General features: G+C 68.9%; 17 protein-coding genes and 1 pseudogene. 12 read left to right on the plus strand and 6 right to left on the minus strand.

Features of this window, described 5'->3' with window-relative positions; genetic code table 11:
* Position 1 precedes the first annotated feature (1 nt).
* The 9 genes from G8O29_RS15050 (at position 2) to G8O29_RS15090 (ending at position 10,151) form a co-directional block, all read left to right on the plus strand.
* The gene (locus G8O29_RS15050) at positions 2-841 is read left to right on the plus strand and encodes a carbohydrate ABC transporter permease (protein WP_242679128.1); all 840 of its coding nucleotides are present in this window, start codon (positions 2-4) and stop codon (positions 839-841) included.
* 26 nt (positions 842-867) lie between these two features.
* The gene (locus G8O29_RS15055) at positions 868-2,070 is read left to right on the plus strand and encodes an ABC transporter substrate-binding protein (RefSeq protein WP_166404048.1); all 1,203 of its coding nucleotides are present in this window, start codon (positions 868-870) and stop codon (positions 2,068-2,070) included.
* A gap of 65 nt (positions 2,071-2,135) precedes the next feature.
* Positions 2,136-3,233 (plus strand): ABC transporter ATP-binding protein, encoded by a 1,098-nt coding sequence (locus G8O29_RS15060; RefSeq protein ID WP_166404049.1) that lies wholly within the window; start codon positions 2,136-2,138, stop codon positions 3,231-3,233.
* Positions 3,234-3,247: 14 nt separating this feature from the next.
* Positions 3,248-4,390 (plus strand): Gfo/Idh/MocA family protein, encoded by a 1,143-nt coding sequence (locus G8O29_RS15065; protein ID WP_166404050.1) that lies wholly within the window; start codon positions 3,248-3,250, stop codon positions 4,388-4,390.
* 136 nt (positions 4,391-4,526) lie between these two features.
* A complete protein-coding gene (locus tag G8O29_RS15070) occupies positions 4,527-5,534 on the plus strand; it encodes an SIS domain-containing protein (protein WP_242679129.1) in 1,008 nt (335 codons plus the stop codon).
* A gap of 244 nt (positions 5,535-5,778) precedes the next feature.
* Positions 5,779-6,837 (plus strand): AgaS family sugar isomerase, encoded by a 1,059-nt coding sequence (locus G8O29_RS15075; protein ID WP_166404051.1) that lies wholly within the window; start codon positions 5,779-5,781, stop codon positions 6,835-6,837.
* Positions 6,834-7,751 (plus strand): ROK family protein, encoded by a 918-nt coding sequence (locus tag G8O29_RS15080; protein ID WP_166404052.1) that lies wholly within the window; start codon positions 6,834-6,836, stop codon positions 7,749-7,751. Before G8O29_RS15075 ends, G8O29_RS15080 begins: the two co-directional genes overlap by 4 nt.
* Complete coding sequence (locus G8O29_RS15085; RefSeq protein ID WP_166404053.1) at positions 7,744-9,003, plus strand: class II D-tagatose-bisphosphate aldolase non-catalytic subunit; 1,260 nt, start codon at positions 7,744-7,746, stop codon at positions 9,001-9,003. The genes G8O29_RS15080 and G8O29_RS15085 overlap by 8 nt, the downstream gene beginning before the upstream one ends.
* The gene (locus tag G8O29_RS15090) at positions 9,000-10,151 is read left to right on the plus strand and encodes an N-acetylglucosamine-6-phosphate deacetylase (protein ID WP_166404054.1); all 1,152 of its coding nucleotides are present in this window, start codon (positions 9,000-9,002) and stop codon (positions 10,149-10,151) included. Before G8O29_RS15085 ends, G8O29_RS15090 begins: the two co-directional genes overlap by 4 nt.
* A 165-nt stretch (positions 10,152-10,316) precedes the next feature.
* Here the strand turns inward: G8O29_RS15090 and G8O29_RS15095 are convergent, their stop codons facing one another.
* On the minus strand, positions 10,317-10,793 hold the full coding sequence (locus G8O29_RS15095) for a hypothetical protein (RefSeq protein WP_166404055.1): 477 nt from the start codon (positions 10,791-10,793) through the stop codon (positions 10,317-10,319).
* 86 nt (positions 10,794-10,879) lie between these two features.
* Between G8O29_RS15095 and moaA the strand changes: the two genes are divergently transcribed.
* The gene (moaA, locus tag G8O29_RS15100; protein WP_166404056.1) at positions 10,880-11,881 is read left to right on the plus strand and encodes a GTP 3',8-cyclase MoaA; all 1,002 of its coding nucleotides are present in this window, start codon (positions 10,880-10,882) and stop codon (positions 11,879-11,881) included.
* Positions 11,882-11,951: 70 nt separating this feature from the next.
* On the opposite strand, the gene hemP is transcribed toward moaA, so the two are convergent.
* A complete protein-coding gene (hemP, locus tag G8O29_RS15105; protein ID WP_128516021.1) occupies positions 11,952-12,110 on the minus strand; it encodes a hemin uptake protein HemP in 159 nt (52 codons plus the stop codon).
* Complete coding sequence (locus G8O29_RS18725; protein ID WP_302848584.1) at positions 12,107-12,229, minus strand: hypothetical protein; 123 nt, start codon at positions 12,227-12,229, stop codon at positions 12,107-12,109. The genes hemP and G8O29_RS18725 overlap by 4 nt, the downstream gene beginning before the upstream one ends.
* A 154-nt stretch (positions 12,230-12,383) precedes the next feature.
* Here G8O29_RS18725 and G8O29_RS15110 point away from each other — a divergent pair, with 154 nt between their 5' ends.
* Both G8O29_RS15110 and G8O29_RS15115 read left to right on the plus strand, forming a co-directional pair.
* The gene (locus G8O29_RS15110) at positions 12,384-13,406 is read left to right on the plus strand and encodes a phosphotransferase (RefSeq protein ID WP_166404057.1); all 1,023 of its coding nucleotides are present in this window, start codon (positions 12,384-12,386) and stop codon (positions 13,404-13,406) included.
* A complete protein-coding gene (locus tag G8O29_RS15115) occupies positions 13,403-14,716 on the plus strand; it encodes an aspartate aminotransferase family protein (RefSeq protein ID WP_207623861.1) in 1,314 nt (437 codons plus the stop codon). Before G8O29_RS15110 ends, G8O29_RS15115 begins: the two co-directional genes overlap by 4 nt.
* A gap of 223 nt (positions 14,717-14,939) precedes the next feature.
* Here G8O29_RS15115 and phoB read toward each other — a convergent pair whose 3' ends face one another.
* The 3 genes and pseudogenes from phoB to G8O29_RS15130 form a co-directional block, all read right to left on the minus strand.
* A complete protein-coding gene (phoB, locus tag G8O29_RS15120; protein ID WP_166404058.1) occupies positions 14,940-15,632 on the minus strand; it encodes a phosphate regulon transcriptional regulator PhoB in 693 nt (230 codons plus the stop codon).
* A 1-nt stretch (position 15,633) separates the two neighbouring features.
* Positions 15,634-16,335 carry a phosphate signaling complex protein PhoU gene (gene phoU, locus G8O29_RS15125; protein ID WP_166404059.1) on the minus strand — a complete coding sequence of 234 codons (702 nt, stop codon included), beginning with the start codon at positions 16,333-16,335 and terminating at the stop codon, positions 15,634-15,636.
* Positions 16,336-16,346: 11 nt separating this feature from the next.
* Positions 16,347-16,459, minus strand: a pseudogene (locus tag G8O29_RS15130) (phosphate ABC transporter ATP-binding protein); the annotation flags it as partial.

The raw sequence follows: 16,459 nt of genomic DNA on the forward strand, positions 1-16,459 counted from the left end.
GATGGACCGCTACACCCTCTGGCAGAGGATCGGCATCTATGCGGGGATCGGGGTCTTCCTGACCTTCATCCTGCTGCCCTTCTTCGAGATGTTCATGACCTCGCTGAAGCCGCTCAATCACATCTTCCGCTCGCCCTACCAGTTCTGGTCCGACGACTTCAGCTTCGACGCCTATACCCGGATGTGGGAGCGCGTGCCGAACCTTGGCCGCTACATCTGGAACTCGATCTTCATCGCGACCTCGGTGACGATCCTGGCGATGATCGTGATCGTGCCCGCCGCCTATGCCTATGCGCGGCTGGACTTCCCGTTCAAGACGCAGTCGCTGGGCCTGTTCCTGTCGGTCAACATGTTCGCCGGTGCGGTGCTGCTGATCCCGCTTTACAAGCTGATGCGGCAGCTCGGGCTGCTCAACACCTACTGGGCGATGATCATTCCGGGCGTGGCCTTCCTGATCCCGACCGGCATCTGGCTTCTGCGCGGCTATTTCGAGAAGATCCCGAAGGAAATGGAGGAAGCCGCCTACATGGACGGTGCCTCGCGGCTTTACACGCTGCGCCGGGTGATCCTGCCCCTCGCCGGTCCGGGCCTTGTGGTGGTGGCGACCACCGTCTTCATCACCGCCTACGCCCAGCAATACCTGTTTGCCGTCACCTTCAACAGCGACGGCAAGCTGCACCCGCTGCCGGTCGGCCTCCTCCAGTTCATCGGCTACCAGAACGTGGAGTGGAACATGATGATGGCCGCCGCCCTGACCGGGATCACGCCCGTGCTTCTCGTGTTCCTCTTCCTGCAACGCTACCTCGTCGCCGGTCTGACGGCGGGGGCGGTCAAAGAATGACAGACCGATCAACAAGGAGGCTACGAATGACCCTGAACAAACTGGCGCTTGCCACTGTCCTGATGGGCGCTACCGCCCTTCCGGCGCTGGCAAAGGATGTCCACTACATCATGTGCGGCGACGAACGGCAGGCCGAGAAGGACTCGGTCGCCGCCTTCGAGGCCGCCAACCCCGGCATCAAGGTCAACCTGGAATTCCTGCCCTGGGGCACCTGTTCCGAAAAGGCCATGCAGATGGCGGCGGCAGGCGACCCGCCGGCGCTGGCCTACATCGGCTCGCGCTTCCTGAAACAGCTGTCCAAGGCCGACCAGATCCTGCCGATCACGCTGACGCCGGAACAGGAAGCCGCCTACCAGCCCGGCATCCTGTCCACGGTCGAGGACGGCGGCAAGCGCTGGGGCTTCCCGCACGCGTTTTCCAACAAGGCGATGTTCGTGAACTGCGACCTGTTCGAACAGGCGGGCCTGGACTGCAAGGTGCCCGAGACCTGGGACGAGATGAAGGCCGCCGCCGCCACCATCAAGGAAAAGACCGGCGTCGCGGGCATCGGCATCGCGGGCAAGGATTTCGACAACACGATGCACATGTTCCTGGACTTCCTGTACTCGAACGGCGGCACCGTGATCGATACCGTCACCGGCGAGGTCAAGTTCGATGACGTCCCGGCGCGCGAGACGCTGCAACTTTATGCCGACCTGGTGCCGGTGATGGCCGAGGGCGCCACCGCGCTGGAGCGCGGCAACCTTCAGGCGCTGTTCGAGGACAACAAGATCGGCATGTATGTCACCGGCCCCTGGGGCATGGGCCAGCACGCCGCCAAGAACTACAAGGCCGGTCCGGTCCCGCACGGGCCCTCGGGCGGTTCGGGCTCGATCCTGATCACCGACTCGATCGCCGTCTTCAAGGGCTCGGGCGTCGAGGAAGAGGCCATGAAGCTGGCCGCGCACCTGACCTCGGGCGCCTCGCAATACAGCCTGGACGCGGAATGGGGCCTGCCGCCGATCCAGAAATACGAGGAAATGGGCATGACCGACCTCTACTACCAGAAGCCCGAATGGGCGCTGTTCCTGGCCACCACGCCCACCGGCAAGCCCGAGCCGATGGTCTACAACTTCGCCTCGCTTCAGGCGGTGTTCACCGACATGATCCAGGGCGTGATCCTGGGCGAGATCACCGACATCGACGCCGCCGTCACCGAAGCGGCGGAAGGCATCAAGGCGATCCAGTAAACGCCACCGCGGCGGGCCGCCCCGGCGGCGGCCCGCCCTTCTCCTCCAGCCCGACGGATCCTGCCATGGCCACGCTTGAACTTGCCTCGATCACCAAGGACTTCGGCGCCCACAAGGTGCTGTCCGGCATCGATCTTGCGATCCGCGACCGGGAATTCGTGGTCTTCGTCGGCCCCTCGGGCTGCGGCAAGTCCACGCTTCTGCGCATCATCGCCGGGCTCGAGGCCGCGACCTCCGGCCGCATCCTGATCGACGGGCAGGATGTCTCGGACGCCGCGCCGGTGGACCGGGGCATCTCGATGGTCTTCCAGTCCTATGCGCTCTATCCCCACCTGTCGATCTTCGAGAACATCGCCTTCCCTCTGCGCGTCGCCCGCCTGCCGGAGGCCGAGGTCAAGGCAAAGGTCGCCCGCGCCGCCGACATCCTGCAACTGACCGACAAGCTGGCGCTGAAACCCGGCCAGCTATCCGGCGGCCAACGCCAGCGCGTGGCCATCGGACGGTCCATCGTCCGCAATCCCAAGGTCTTTCTCTTCGACGAGCCGCTGTCGAACCTTGACGCCGCGCTGCGCGGCGAGATGCGGGTGGAACTTTCCGCCCTCCAGCGCGACCTCGACGCCACCATGGTCTATGTCACCCATGACCAGATCGAGGCGATGACCATGGCGCACCGGATCGTGGTGCTGAACAAGGGCCGGATCGAACAGTTCGGCAGCCCGATGGAGCTGTATCACCACCCCGCGACCCGGTTCGTCGCCACCTTCATCGGCCAACCGAACATGAACCTGATCCCGGCCACCGTGGCGGGCACCGGGGCCGAGGGGCTGACGGTGGACTTCCATGACGGCACCCGGATGACCCTGCCGGTCGATCCCGCTGGCGCCCACCCCGGCGACCGCGTCGAAGTCGGTGTCCGCCCCGAGAACCTGCGCCTCGGCCAGGGCCTGGCCATGCGCCTGCGCGTCCTGGAACGCCTGGGCGGCACGACCATCGCCTACGGGATGCTCGCCGACGGGCTGAAGCTCTGCGCGGCGCTTCCCGGCGACACCACCGTCCACGAAGGCGAGGATGTCGGCCTGACCTTCACCCCCGCCGATGCCCATGTCTTCGACGCCCAGGGCCGCGTGATGCGGCGGCGGCAGGCCCCCGCCCTCGCCGCCTGAAGAAGGAGAGACCCATGCGCATCGTCACCTCGGGCATCGGCCTGCGGGCCGGTCACGTCCTCACCACGCTGAAACAGGAAATGCCGGAAGCCCGGATCGTCGGCTACTACGACCCCCAGCCGACCCACCTTGAGATGATCGGCACCGACACCCCCCGCTACCCCTCCATCGAGGCGATGCTGTCGGACGCGCGCCCCGACCTTTACTGCGTCTTCTCGCCGAACGTCTTCCACCTCGACCAGATCCGCCTGGGGCTGGAGGCCGGCGTCCAGGTCTTCACCGAAAAGCCCGTGGTGGTCAGCATCGAGGAAACCCTCGACCTTGCCCAACTTCTGGCGAAGCATGGCGGAGTGAACCGCGCGATGGTCGGCCTCGTCCTGCGCTATTCGCAGCACATGGTGGACCTTCGCGCCGCCCTGGCGCAAGGCTGGCTGGGAGAGATCACCTCGCTTGAGGCGAACGAACACATCGCCCCCTATCACGGCGCCTTCTTCATGCGCGACTGGCGGCGGCGCACCGATCTTGCCGGCGGCTTCATGCTGGAGAAATGCTGCCACGACCTCGACATCTACAACATGGTCACCGCCTCGCGCCCCCGGCGCGTCGCCAGCTTCGGCGGCCGCAAATCCTTTGTCCCCGCGAACGCGCCCAAGTCGAATGCCGAGGCCGAGATCTTCCACGTCAAGAAATCCGTCTGGGAATCCACCGACGATCCCTTCACCTCCGACGGCGACATCATCGACTTCCAGACCGCGATCCTCGAATACGAGACCGGCGCCAGCCTCGCCTTCCACACCAATCTGAACGTCCCCGACGAACACCGCCGCTTCTGCGTGATCGGCACCCACGGCATGGCCGAAGGCGACTTCGTGCGCGGCTTCCTGCGCGTCACCGCCCGCGACGGCCGCACCCTGGCCCAACACGACTACACCAAGGGCATCGCGATGAAGGGCGCCCACTACGGCGCCGACCAACTGATGTGCCGCGACATCACCGCCTACCTGCGCGGGGAAAGCGCCAGCCTCCCCGTCTCCATCCTCGACGCGATGGAGGCCGGCATCACCGCCATCGCCCTCGACCGGGCCCGCGTGACCGGCCAGGTCGTGGACCTCACCGACACCTGGGCCGAGCTCGACAGCCAAGGCCTGCGCCAATGACCCCCTTCGCCCATTCATCTGTCCCCAAATATCCCCGCCGGAGGCACCCCGAGCCGCATTGCGCCCCCGGCGCAAGGCGGCGAGACCAAAGGAACGCGCGGAACGCGCTCATCATGACAGCCGACCGGACCCAACCATGACCGACCTCTCCCCCGACGCCGGACAGCACATGGCGCGCGAAATCACGCAAGCCCCCCAGGTCTTCGCCGCCGCTGTCGCGCAACCCGTGACCCTGCCCGACCTCACGAACCTCCGCGCGATCTACACCGTCGCCCGCGGCTCCTCCGACGCCGCCGCCAATATCCTCGCTTACGAACTGATGCGGGAAACCCGCCACCCCGTCACCTCGCTCCCCCCCTCGATCTTCTCGCTGGGCGAGGGCGTCCGCCTTACCGACTCCGCCGTTCTCGTCGTCAGCCAGTCCGGAGCTTCTCCCGACCTCGTCCGCTCCGCCCAAGGCGCAAGGGCGATGGGCGCAACCGTCCTCGCCCTCACCAACGCCCCCCAGAGCCCCGTCGAAGCCGAAGCCGACCTAACACTTGGCATCAACGCAGGCCCGGAACTTGCTGTTCCTGCGACCAAATCCGTTGTCGGCGCCATCGGTGCCGGCATGGCCCTCCTCTCTGCTCTCGCCCCCGCCTACGCCCCCCGCGCGCAGGCCTCTGCCGAGGCCATCGCAGCCCTCAGCGGCAAGCACCTCCCCCAGCAGAAAGCCCTCCTCGCCGCCCTCCTCCGCGCCAGCCACGTCTATGTCATCGGCCGCGACACCGGCTTCGGCGCGGCGCAGGAACTGGCGCTGAAACTCAAGGAATGCTGTGCCCTCCACGCCGAGGCCCATTCCTCCTCCGAGGTCCTCCACGGCCCCCTGCAACTGGTCACCAACCCCCTTCTGATCCTGATCCTTGACACCGAACAGGCGGACGTCCAACCCAGCCTCGACACCGCCGAAGCCCGCTTCAAAGCCGCCGGCGGCACCACCTTCCGCCTCCGCCCCTCCGACGCAGGCGCGCGCGATCTGACCCCCGCCGCCGCCGCCGCCGCCCTCCTGATCCTCACCTACCCCCTCGCGCTCCAGACCGCCCTCGCCCTCGGCCACGACCCCGACCGCCCCGCCACCCTCTCCAAGGTCACCCAGACCCGATGACCCACCCCCTGCCCTTCATCTGTCCGCAAATATCCCCGCCGGAGGCACTTCGCCCGAGCCGGTTGGCCGCAGGCCAGAGGCGAGACAAAAGGCTTGCGCCGCAGGCGCTCAATCTGAAAACCGCCCGCAGCCGAACACCCTCCCGCTACCCGCGGCTCACGACGCCAGCCCCGGGCGCCGCCCCTCTCCCCCGTGCGGAAGGGCCGGGGGTGGGGGGCACCCCGCCAGACCAGGAAGTACCGCAATGACCGGCCTCACCCGCCACGCCACCTTCCGCGAGATCCTTGCCCAGCCCGCCATCTGGTCCGCCTGGGGCGCCCAACTCTCCGTGGCCGACCTTCGCGCATGGGTCACCGCCACCGGCACCGATGAAGTCTGGTTCTGCGGCGCAGGCACCTCCGCCTATATCGGCGACATCCTGGCCGCCGGCCTTGAAGGCCAACCCGGCCCCCGCTTCCGCGCCATCCCCACCACCGACATCGTCGCCCGCCCCCACGCCTACCTGCGCGGCAGCCCGAAACTCATCGTCAGCTTCGGCCGCTCAGGCAAGTCCGCCGAATCCATCGGCCTCGTCGTCGCGCTGGACGCCCTCGCCCCCACATGGCCGCGCCTCAACATCACCTGCAACGCCGCCTCTGCCCTTGGCCGCGACCCGAAAGCCCGCGTCATCACCCTCCCCGAGGCTACCCACGACCAGGGCTTCGCGATGACCTCCAGCTTCTCCACAATGCTGTTGACCGCCGCCGCCCTCTTTGACGCATCCCTGCCGGAGCAGGACAGTCCCCGCCGTTTCGCCACCCTTGCCGACACGCTGCAAACCCTCCTCCCCGACTTCACTGATGCCGCCAGAGCCGCCCGCTTGCCCCAACGCGCCGTCTTCCTCGGCTCCGGCCCCCTCGCCTTCGCCGCCCGCGAGGCCGCGCTAAAGGTCATGGAGCTTGCCGCAGGCCGGATCCCAGCCCTCTGGGATAGCACCCTCGGCTTCCGCCACGGCCCCAAAAGCTTCACCGTGGAAAAGACCGACCTCTGGCTCTTCCGCTCCGCCGACCCCCACACCCGCGCCTATGACGAGGACCTCCTGGCCGAGCTTCGCACCCAGTTCCCGCAGTCCAAAGTCACCGCCCCCGCTATCCCCCACCACTTCCCGGACCTCTGGTCCGCCCCCCTCTACGTCGCCCTCGCCCAACTCCTCGCCATCCACTGGTCCGACGCGCTCGGCCTGAACGTCGACGACCCTTTCGCGGGCCAGGGCACCCTCACCCGTGTCGTCTCCGGCGTGCGCCTGCACCCGGTGACGCCATGACCGCGGCCCCGATCGCCTCTGGCATCGACCTCGGCGGCACCAAGATCGAGGCGCAGGTCTTCGCCCCGGACTGGACGCTCCTCGCCCGCAACCGCTGGCCCACGCCGAAGGACTACCCCGCCCTCGTCGCCGCCATGGCCGAGGCGATCCGCTGGGTTGAGACCCACGGCCCCGCCCCCATCGGCGTCTCTGCCGCCGGCCTCGTCAACCCCGCGACCGGCCTCGCCCTCACCTCGAACCTCCCCGCCACCGGCCAGCCCTTCCCCGCAGACATCGCCGCCGCCGCGGGCCGCCCCATCGCCTGGATCAACGACTGCCGCGCGCTGACCCTCTCCGAAGCCACGCTGGGAGCTGCCAGAGGCGCCGACCCCGCCGTCGGGCTCATCCTCGGCACCGGCGTCGCGGGCGGCGTCGTCTCCGGCGGCCGTCTCCTCCCCTCGCCCGCCGCCACGGGAGGCGAGTTCGGCCACTTCCCGCTCGCCGCCGCACCCGTCATCGCCCACAACCTCCCCATCCTTCCCTGCGGCTGCGGCCGTCAAGGCTGCACCGAGACCTACCTCTCCGCCCCTGGCCTGTCCCGCATCGCCGCCCACCTCACCGGCACTGAAAACACCCCCGAAACCATCGTCGCGGGCCGCGCCACCACCCCCGCCTTTGCCATGGCCTGGGAGATCTGGCTCGACCTCGCGACCGAGTTCCTGATGACCCTCTGCCTCACCATCGACCCCCAGGTGATCGTCCTCGGCGGCGGCCTCTCCCGGGCCCCCGGCCTCACCGACGACCTCACCCGCCGCCTGACCCGGGCCACCCTGAAAGGCTTCCCTGTCCCCGCCATCCGTCTTGCCGAAGGCGGCGACGCCAGCGGCGCAAGGGGCGCCGCCCTCCACGCCCTGAACGAGGCCCGCGATGCCTGACCTCCGCGCCATCATCGCCCGCAACCGCGCCGGAGAGGCCATCGCCATCCCCTCGGTCTGCACCGCCCACCCGGACGCGCTCGAGGCCTCGCTCACCCTGGCCGAGACCCTCGACCAGCCCATCGTCATCGAGGCGACCTCGAACCAGGTCAACCAGGACGGCGGCTACACCGGCCTGAAACCCGCCAACTTCATACGCTTCGTCAAGGAAATAGCCGCCAGATCTCATGTAACGCATGAACGCATCCGCTTCGGCGGCGACCACCTCGGCCCCCAGGCCTGGCGCAAGCTCCCCGCCGATCAGGCCATGGAAAAAGCCCACCGCATGGTCGCCGACTACGCCGCTGCGGGCTTCACCAAGCTCCACCTCGACTGCTCCGAAGGCTGCGCCGGGGAACCCGCCCAGCTTCCCGACGAAATCACTGCCACCCGCTCCGCCGTCCTCGCCGCGACCGCGCTGAAACACGCCCCCGACCCCGGCAGACTCCTGTTCGTCATCGGCACCGAAGTCCCGCCCCCCGGCGGCGCCAGAACCGACGACCACGGAGACATCCCCCCGACGACCCCCGATAGCGCAAAGGCCACCCTCGCCGCTCACCGCGACGCCTTCACCGCCGCGCGCGTCCCCCTCGACCTCATCGGTGGCCTTGTAGTCCAGCCCGGCGTCGAGTTCAGCCCGATGGAGGTCCACCACCTCCCCCTCGCCCGCGACCCCGGCCTCCGCGCCGCCCTGACGGACTGGCCGCAGACCTGCCTGGAGGCCCATTCCACCGACTACCAGCACGCCGCCGCCTACCCCCGCCTCGCCGAACTCGGTTTCGCCTTCCAGAAGGTCGGCCCCGCCCTCACCTTCGCCTGGCGCGAGGCGCTCTACGCCCTCGACACCATCCGCGCGCAGACCGGCTGGGCCACCGGCCCAAGCCTCCCCGACAGGATGGAGGCGGTGATGCTCGCCGATCCCGCCCACTGGCAGGCCCATATCCACGGCCCCGACCGGCGCCTGCAACGCCACTTCGGCCTGGCCGACCGCATCCGCTACTACTGGCCCGCCCCGCAGGCGCAGGAAGCCGTCCAGCGCCTGCTGACCGACCTTGCCGACAAACGCCTCCCCGACCCGCTCCTTTCCGCACATTTCCGCGCCGACGAGATTGCCAGCGCCCGCGCCAGCCACTATCCCCTGCCCCGCGCTCTGGCGCTCGCCCGGGTGCAAACCGCGCTGCGCCCCTATTTCTTCACGGGACCAAGGACATGAGCGCCAAACCCGACCTCTGGCTGATCCCCGACGCGATCTTCGACGGCCAGTCCTTGCGCCCCGGCGCGGCCCTCGCCCTCGCGGGCAACCGCAGCCTGCACATCGGCACGCCCCCCGCCGATGCCCCCACGCGCCGCGTGACCGGCATCCTCACGCCCGGCTTCCTCGATCTCCAGGTCAACGGCGGCGGCGACGCGCTGCTGAACAACGACCCGTCGCCGCAGGCGCTGCACACCATGGCGGCCGCGCACCGCCGCTTCGGCACCGTCGGCATCCTGCCCACCGTCATCACCGACGCGCCCGAGGTCCTCGCCCGCGCGGTCGAGGCCACCCTTGCCGTCCATGCCGAACCGAACCCCGACCGCAGCCTCCTCGGCCTGCACATCGAGGGCCCGCACCTCTCGATCCCGCGCCGGGGCACCCATGCCGCCGACTACATCCGCCCCTTCGACGCGACGACACTCTCCCATGTCCGGCGCCTGCGGGCCGCCGACATCTTCGTCAAGATCACCGTCGCACCGGAAAGCACCACCCCGCAGGACGTGGCCCGCCTCGCGGCCCTCGGAGCGATCGTCTCCATCGGCCATTCCGATGCCACCGCCGAGGACGTGCGCGCCCTCCTCGACGCGGGCGCCAGCTGTTTCACCCATCTCTTCAACGCCATGTCGCCGATGCTGAACCGCGCGCCGGGCGTGACCGGGGCCTGCATCAACTCCACCGCCTACGCGGGCATCATCTGCGACGGCATCCATGTCGCCGACGAGATGGTGGGCCTTGCCATCCGCGCGCGCCCTGTTCCCGGCCGCATGGTCCTTGTCTCCGATGCCATGTGCACCGTGGGCGGCTCCGGCCACTTCCGCCTCTACGGCCGGGACATCTGGCTGAAGGACGGCCGCCTGGTGAACGCCGAAGGCTCGCTTGCCGGCGCGCATGTGACCATGGCCGAGGGCCTCCGCCGCCTCATCACCCAGGTCGGCACCGCGCCCGAAACCGCGCTCGACATGGCCGTGGCGGCGCCGGCGCGCCTCCTGTCCCGCCCCGACCTCGCCACACCGGAAGGCCGCGACCTCGCCGACCTTCTCCTGCTCGACGCCGGCTGGCAGGTGATCGGAACCGTGGCAGACCATCTCGTCAGCCAGCCCGCCTGACCTGCGCGGGCTTGCCCATGTCCCAAATACTCTCTGGGGGTCCGGGGGGCGAAGCGCCCCCGGCACCCGAGGAGGAGGCGCAGGCCGACGACGAGACAAAGGACTTGCGCGTCAGCGCTCGATTCGAAAATCGCCCCGCCCGAAAACCGCCGCGCGCGTTCCGCGCTACGGCCCGTAGACCGTGACCTCCGGCAGCGCGGTCAGGCTCAGCCCCAGCGCCTGGAACGCCGCCAGCGACAAGAGCGCCCCGCCCGTGCCGGGCCGCAACTCCACCGCCAGGGACTTGCCCGCCGCCGTCACGATCCGGCCCTGCGCCCTCTCCTTCACCAGCGCCGAGGACAGCCAGATCCCCTGCTCGGCCGGCGGCCCCAGAGCGACCACCACCTTCCCCAACTCCCGCTCGCCCCCCTTGGCCGGGGCGGCCAGCGCCGCCGCCTTCTCGGCCGCCGTGGTCTTGTCCAGCGCCTCGGCACGCACCGCCCGCGCGCCCATAGTCGTGGTCGCAACTGCCGGGGCGACTTCCGTCACGGGCGCCGGCTCGGCCGGGCCGGGGATCGACCTCGGCCCGCCCGCCTGTTTCTCGAACAGGGCACAGCCCGACAGGGCCAGGGCAAGCACGGGGATCAGAACAAGCTGTCTCATGCCCGTCAGCCTATCCCGCCGCCCCCCGCCCCGCAATCGTCGCTCTCGGACTTGTGCGAAGCTTCGCCCCCGCATAGGCTGTCGCCATGACGCCGCTCATCGACCCCTTCGCCCGCGCGATCAGCTACCTGCGCGTCTCGGTCACCGACCGCTGCGATTTCCGCTGCACCTATTGCATGTCGGAACACATGACCTTCCTGCCCAAGGCCGACCTCCTCAGCCTCGAGGAACTCGACCGGCTCTGCTCCACCTTCGTCCGCATGGGCGTGCGGAAACTCCGCATCACCGGGGGCGAGCCGCTGGTGCGCAAGGGCATCCTCACCTTCTTCCAGGCGATGTCCCGCCACCTCGCCACCGGCGCGCTCAAGGAACTGACGCTCACCACCAACGGCAGCCAGCTGGCGAAATTCGCCCAACCGCTGGCCGACCTCGGCGTCCGCCGGATCAACGTCAGCCTCGACACGCTCGACCCCGACAAGTTCGCCCGGATCACCCGCTGGGGCCGCCTGCCGCAGGTTCTGGAAGGCATCGAGGCCGCCAAGGCCGCGGGCCTGCGGGTCAAGATCAACGCCGTCGCCCTCAAGGGCTTCAACGAGGACGAGCTCTTCCCCCTCCTCGACTGGTGCGCCGTCAACGACCATGACCTCACCTTCATCGAGGTCATGCCGATGGGCGAGGACATGTCCCCCCTCCGCCTCGACCAGTACTGGCCGCTGAAGGACCTGCGCGCGCGCCTCGCCGACCGCTTCACCCTCACCGACCTCGCCGAGCGGACCGGCGGCCCCGCCCGTTATGTCCGCGTCGAGGAAACCGGCCAGAAGGTCGGCTTCATCACGCCGCTCACGCACAATTTCTGCGAAAGCTGCAACCGCGTGCGGCTGACCTGCACCGGGGAACTCTACATGTGCCTCGGCCAGGAGGACATGGCCGACCTCCGCGCCCCCCTGCGCGCCAGCCCCGACGATGCGGAGCTGGAACAGGCCATCCGCGCCGCCATCGCGCGGAAGCCCAGGGGCCACGACTTCGACTATTCCCGCCAGAAGGTCGCGGGGCAAATGACCCGCCACATGAGCCACACCGGCGGCTGAGAGCGCAAATCTTTTCGAAAAGATTTGCAAAATCCTTCTAAGGATTTTGCCCCGGCCCCATCGAAGCGCCCTATTTCGTCAGGATCAGCTTCCCCGCCCGGGTGATCCGCAAGGAATAGACCTGCCCGTCCAGCACGATCCGCGCCAGCGAGCCGCCCTCGGTCAGGACCCGCGCGTCATGCACCGGGGTCGCGTCCGTCGTCAGCCAGACATCCACCTGAGCGTTCATCGCCGATCCTCCAGCCGCGCGATCAGCGCCTCCAGGACCGGCCCCGGGAACAACCCCGTCACCGCCTGGCTGAACAGATCCAGAAAACCGACCCCCCGGGCCGCATCATGTCGAGACATGGGAAACCTCCGCCAAGTTGACTGACACCGGGCGCGCCCCGACAGGGCTGGCTGGGCTTGCCCCTATATCCTGACTAAATCACTCACCAATGTCAACGCACATTCCGCTGGTCCCCGGCGCGGCAACGGCTATCCTGCGCCCGGACCCAGACCCATGACCCAAGACCCCGCCGGCAGCCTCCTCTCGCTCCCCCCGCCCTGCCTCCCGGTCCAGGCGCTTGCCGGACTGGCAAGGTCGCATTGGCAGCGCGCCGGCACGCTGCACCCCCTCACCTCGGAGCGCGACCAGAACCACCGCCTCGACACGGGCCGGGGCAGCTTCACCCTGAAACTCGCCAACCCCGCCGAACCCGCCGCGCTGACCGAATTCCAGACCCTGGCGCTCTTGCACACCGCCCACCACGCGCCCGACCTGCCCACCCCGCGCGTCGTCCCGGCCCAGGACGGCCGCGCCATCGTCCCCACGCCAGAGGGCGCCCTTCGCCTCCTCACCTGGCTCCCCGGCACGCCGCTTGCGCATCTGCCCCGCAGCCCGGCCCTTGCCGCCGCGATCGGCAGCGCGCTCGGCCGCCTCGACGCCACGCTGGCGACCTTCCACCACCCGGCGGCGGACCATCACCTCCTCTGGGACATCCGCAACGCCGCCGACCTCGCCCCCCTGACCGGCGCCCTGCCGGACGACCTGAAGCCGAGGATCGCCGCCTTCCTCACCCACTTCACCACCCACATCACCCCGGCCCTCGCCCAACTCCCCCGCCAGGTGATCCACGGCGACTTCAACCCCCACAACCTCCTCGCCGACCCCGCCGATCCGACCAGCCTCAGCGGCATCCTCGACTTCGGCGACATGACCCTGTCGCACCGCATCTGCGACCTCGCCGTTGCCGCCTCCTACCTGATCGACCCCGGCGATCCGCCCGCGCTCCTGATCCCCTTGACGCAGGCCTACCACCGCGCCAACCCCCTCAGCGCAAACGAGATCCGGCTCCTCCCCGACCTCATCACCGCCCGCCTGGTGACGACCCTCACCATCTCCGCCTGGCGCGCGGCCCGCTATCCCGACAACGCCGCCTATATCCTGCGCAACGCCCCCGCCTCCCGCGCGGGCCTCGACGCCCTGACCGATCCCGCCGCCCTCGCCCCCCGCCTCCTCACCGCCTGCGGAAGCCCGTCATGACCCGCCAGACCACCATGCTGAACGCCTACACCCCCGGCGCCGGGCACCTCTCGCCCGCCGACGAGGCGCTCGCCCGACGCCGCGCCAAGGCCCTCGGCCCCGCCTACCGCCTCTTCTACGAAACCCCCGTCCACCTCGTGCGCGGCGCAGGCGTCCACCTCTACGCCCCCGACGGCACCGCCTATCTCGACTGCTACAACAACGTCGCTTCCGTCGGCCATTGCCACCCCCGCGTGGTCGAGGCCCTCAACCGACAGGCCGCAACCCTCGCCACCCACACCCGCTACTTGCACGACGGCATCCTCGACTGCGCGGAACGCCTTCTCGCCCTGTTTCCCGCCGAAATCTCCCACGTCATGTTCACCTGCACGGGGTCCGAGGCGAACGACCTCGCCCTGCGCATCGCCCGCGCCGCGACCGGCGGGACCGGAGTGATCGTCACCGACAACGCCTACCACGGCGTCACGCTGGCCACCGCCGAGATGTCGATGTCGATCGGCCCCGCCGTCGCCCCCGGCCCGACGGTGTTCCCGATCCCCGCGCCGTCAGCCGAAAACTACCCGCAGGGCATCGCCGCAGGTTTCGCGCAGGCCGTCACCGAAGCCTGCGACCGCATGGCCGCGCAGGGCGTCAGACCCGCGCTCCTGATCGTCGACACGATCTTCTCCTCGGACGGGGTCCATCCCGACCCCGCCGGCTTCCTCGCCCCCGCCGCCGCCGCGATCCGGGCGCGCGGAGGCCTCTTCCTCGCCGACGAAGTCCAGCCCGGCTTCGGCCGCACCGGCAGCCGGTTCTGGGGCTTCCAGCGCCACGGGCTGATCCCCGACATGGTGAGCATGGGCAAGCCGATGGGCAACGGCTACCCGCTCGCCGGCCTTGCGCTGAAACCCGAAACCATCGCCGAGTTCGGCCGGAAGGCGCGCTATTTCAACACCTTCGGAGGAAATGCCGTAGCCGCCGCCGTGGGCCTTGCCGTCCTCGACGTGATCCGCGACGAAGCCCTGCAAGACAACGCCGCCACCGTCGGCGCCGCCTTCATGCAGGGCCTGAAGTCCCTCGCGCAACGCCATGAGTCCCTGGGCGAAACCCGCGGCGCCGGTCTCTTCATCGGCCAGACCATCCTGACCGATGGCCGGCCCGACCCCGCCCGCACCGCGCGCCTCGTCAACGCGCTGCGCGAAAACCGCATCCTCATCAGCTCGACCGGCCCGAAAGGCGACAGCCTCAAGATCCGGCCGCCGCTCCCCTTCAGCCTGGCCAATGTCGATCAGGTTCTCACGACCCTGGACAGGATTCTGAAAACCCTCTGATCTTGCCCATGTTGCAAATACTCTCGGGGGGCTTGGGGGGCGAAGCGCCCCCAACGACCGAGGAGGAGGCGAAGCCCGACGACGAGACAAAAGACTTGCGCCGCAAGGCGCTCGATTCAGCCGCCGCCCCGACCCGCGCCGCCGCGAACAGGTTAGAATCGCTTAACGCCCGCAACCAGGCCCTTGATTTCCAAAAGATACGAAACCTGCCCGCGCCTGGGCACTATCCCAGGGAATAACCCGCGCCCCGCACCGTCCGCACCGGATCGCTGCCGCCGTGGCTCATCAGGCTCTTCCGCAACCGGCCGACATGCACGTCCACCGTCCGGGTATCGACATAGATGTCGCGGCCCCAGACCAGGTCCAGCAGCTGCTCGCGGGAAAACACCCGACCGGGCCGCTCCATCAGCGTGACCAGCAGCTTGAACTCCGTCGGCCCCAGCTTCAGCACCTTGTCGCCGCGATAGACCCGGTGGCTTTCGGGGTCCAGCCGGATATCCTCGTGCTCCAGCACCATCCCGGCGGTCGAGGGCCGCACCCGCCGCAACTGCGCCCGGGCGCGGGCCATCAGTTCCAGCACCGAATAGGGCTTGACCACATAATCGTCCGCCCCGGTCTCCAGCCCGCGGATCCGGTCCACCTCCTCGGCCCGGGCCGACAGCATGATGATCGGAATCGCGCGGGTATCGGGGCGCATCTTCAGCCGGCGGCAGACCTCGATGCCGGACACCTTCGGCATCATCCAGTCGAGGATGATGATATCGGGATCCTCCTCGTCCACCAGCACGATCGCATCCTCGCCGTTGTCGGCCTGCGTCACGGCAAAGCCCTCGGCTTCCAGGTTGTAGGCCAGGACCGCCCGCTGCGCGGGTTCATCCTCGACCAGCAGTACCCTCGGCTGTCCGCTGCGCGCCATCTCAGGCCCCCGTTCCCGTGCTGTCGACCTTCGGCCGCTCGTCCTCCGGCAAGGCGCCGGTGACCAGGTAGATCACCTGCTCGGCGACCGATGTCGCGTGATCCCCGACCCGTTCGATGTTCTTGGCGATGAAATGCAGGTGCATGCAGGGACCGATATTGCGCGGATCCTCCATCATGTGGGTCAGAAGCTCGCGGAAGATCGAGTTGTACATCTGGTCCACATCCCGGTCGCGATTGCGCACGTCCTCGGCCAGTTTCACATCGCGACGGATATAGGCATCCAGCGCATCGGTCAGCATCTGCACCACCGCCTTGGCCAGCCGGCGGATCGACCCCGAGGCGCCCGCGACCTGCGACATCTGCGACAGGACTGCGGTCCGCTTGGCCATGTTCTTCGCGTAGTCCCCGGCCCGCTCCAGCGCGGCGGCGATCTTCATCACCGTCAGCACCGTGCGAAGGTCGCTCGCCGTCGGCCCGCGCAGCGCCAGAAGCTGCGCGCATTGCGCGTTGATCTGTTCCTCCAGCGCGTCGATCGCCGCATCTCCGGTCCTGACCCGCACGGCCAGGTCCTCGTCGCGGGTGTCCAGCGCTTCGGCCGCGTCCAGAAGCGCGCTCTCGACCAGCCCCCCCATGCGCATGACCAGGGCCTGCGCCGCCTCAAGGTCGCGGTCGAAGGCGGAAAGGATATGTGGGGTGGTCATCGTCCTGCTCCTTAGCCGATCCGTCCGGTGATGTAGGATTCGGTCCGGGGGTCCTTCGGGGTGGTGAAGATCTGCGTCGTGTCGCCGTATTCCACCAGATTGCCCAGGTGGAAGAAGGCCGTCT

The organism is Rhodobacter calidifons (assembly GCF_011174775.1).
Lineage (GTDB): Bacteria > Pseudomonadota > Alphaproteobacteria > Rhodobacterales > Rhodobacteraceae > Tabrizicola > Tabrizicola calidifons.